Raw genomic sequence first — 2,661 nt, forward strand, 5'->3', positions numbered from 1 at the left:
TCTGACTCCACAAGATGAGTGGGATTTATTAGAAAGAGGATTAAACAGAGTTACAGATACTTGTATTCCGGAACATGAGGCTTTCCGTCGTTTGCAAAACATATTTACAAAATATGGAAAGATGCTGATGACAAAGGAGAAAGATATTTCCCTCATGAATTTATGTACAAAATGTTACTTTCAGGCGTTCTTGAGGAATATTACGAAATTGACTTAAAAGACAGTTGGATGTACGCAGCCGCTGAGAAAAACTTGCCTATCATTGTACCAGGATGGGAAGATAGTACAATGGGAAATATTTTTGCATCTTATGTAATCAAAGGCGATTTGAAAGCATCTACGATGAAATCCGGTATTGAATATATGGTTTTCTTATCAGACTGGTATCCAAAAAACAGCACTAATGGTGTAGGTTTCTTCCAAATTGGTGGAGGAATTGCTGGGGATTTTCCAATATGTGTTGTTCCAATGTTATACCAAGATATGGAAATGCACGACATTCCGTTTTGGAGTTATTTTTGTCAGATTTCAGATTCAACCACCAGTTATGGTTCGTATTCTGGGGCGGTACCGAATGAAAAAATTACTTGGGGTAAATTAGATATAAAAACTCCAAAGTTTATTATTGAGTCCGATGCTACAATTGTAGCACCTTTAATTTTCGCTTATTTATTAGATTTATAGAATAACTTTATGAAAAGAGTAATTGTAGATTACGCAAAACTTACCAATGAAATTTTAAACCTTTTAGTTGAAAAATTTCCTGATGGTTATGATGATTCGAACATTGTACGTTTTAGAAATGCTAAAAACGAATTAATTGAAGCAGTAGAAGTGCGAACTGAAGATACTATTTATTTAGTAAAAGTTAGTACAAAACTCGCTGACAGAATTGAAAATTATGATGAAGATGATGAAATTGATAACGTCATAGAGCCAATTAGCGGAATTGAACTTGATGACGATGATGCAATTGAAGATGATGACGATGACGATGATAATCTAGACAAACCAGATACTGATTCAGAAGACGGGGATGACGATGATGATGATGATAAAAAAGTATTATCAGATGAATTCGACGAAGACGAAGACGAGGATTAACACTCCCATTTGCAATAAACATAAAAGGAACTCTCCATGAGTTCCTTTTTTTTTAATTTAGAATTCAAAATACAAAGCCAAAATGAAAACGTCTATTTTACACGCCACACTTAAAGAAAACTTTGGTTTTGAAAAATTTAGACCCAATCAGGAAGAGATTATAAATTGTATTCTCGCTGGTTATGATACATTGGCGATTATGCCAACTGGAGGAGGAAAATCAATTTGTTTTCAACTACCTGCGTTGATATTGCCCGGAATTACAATAGTAATTTCTCCTTTAATTGCCTTAATGAAGGACCAGGTTGATAGTCTGAAAGCGAATGGCATTGCCGCCTGTTTTATCAATAGCAGCCAAACGGAAGACGAACGTCAATTTTATATTGAAAGCTTAAAATCAAACGTAATAAAACTAGTCTACATTGCACCAGAAAGTTTGTCCTATCTGGACAATATTTTCAATAGTCTAATCATAAGTCTTATTGCTATTGACGAAGCACATTGCATCTCGGCTTGGGGACATGATTTTAGGCCCGCTTATACTAATTTAGGTTATCTAAAAAAACGCTTCCCTTCTACTCCAATCTTAGCTTTAACTGCAACTGCGGACAAAGCTACACGTAAGGATATTAGCGATCAATTAAACTTAGTAAATCCTAAAACTTTCGTAGCTTCTTTTGATAGAAAAAATTTAAGTTTAGAAGTGCGTCCCGCTTTAGACAGAGTCAAACAAATTATAGATTTTATAAAAGAAAAACCAAATGAGTCAGGTATTGTTTATTGCCTAAGCCGCAAAACAACCGAAGAAATTGCCGAGAAACTACAGAAAATTGGTATCAATGCAAAAGCATATCATGCCGGTTTAGATACTAAAATTCGTTCAAAAACCCAAGATGAATTCATTAATGATGACTGCCAAGTAGTTTGTGCAACCATTGCTTTTGGAATGGGTATCGACAAATCGAATGTGCGCTGGGTTATTCATTATAACTTACCAAAAAATATAGAAGGATATTACCAGGAAATTGGTCGGGCCGGTCGGGATGGATTACCTTCAGAAACGGTTTTATTCGAAAGTTATGGCGATGTAATTCAACTTCAAAAATTTGCCTCACAGGGTTTAAATGCCGAGGTGCAATTAGCAAAATTGGAAAGAATGAAGCAGTATGCTGATGCTTTAAGTTGTAGAAGAAAAATATTGCTTTCCTATTTCGGAGAATTAGTAACAGAGAATTGTGGAAATTGTGATATTTGCAAAAATCCACCTGCCTTTTTTGACGGAACCATTATTGCCCAAAAGGCATTATCAGCAATTATTCGTTTACAGGAAAATGAATCTTTGCCTGTAATTGTCGATTTTCTGAGAGGCTCCAAAAACGCTTATATTTTCGAAAAAGAATATCAAAATCTGAAAACTTATGCCGTAGGTAGCGATATCTCATGGCACGACTGGAATCAATACATCATTCAGTTAATAAATCAAGGGATTTGCGAAATCGCTTTCCACCAACAAAATAAAATCCGGCTAACCTCCTTGGCCGCTGAAGTCCTTTTTCA

General features: G+C 35.2%; 2 protein-coding genes and 1 pseudogene. All 3 read left to right on the top strand.

What is annotated here, in order from left to right:
- Nucleotides 1–684: pseudogene (locus ACH2BP_RS13065) on the top strand (deoxyhypusine synthase family protein); the annotation flags it as partial.
- A gap of 9 nt (nucleotides 685–693) precedes the next feature.
- A complete protein-coding gene (locus ACH2BP_RS13070; protein WP_395060592.1) occupies nucleotides 694–1,104 on the top strand; it encodes a DNA primase in 411 nt (136 codons plus the stop codon).
- A gap of 82 nt (nucleotides 1,105–1,186) precedes the next feature.
- Nucleotides 1,187–2,661 (top strand): RecQ family ATP-dependent DNA helicase (locus tag ACH2BP_RS13075; RefSeq protein WP_395060594.1); only part of this gene is annotated, 1,475 nt, incomplete at its 3' end.

Origin of the sequence: Flavobacterium sp. (assembly GCF_043756175.1) — a bacterium.
Lineage (GTDB): Bacteria > Bacteroidota > Bacteroidia > Flavobacteriales > Flavobacteriaceae > Flavobacterium.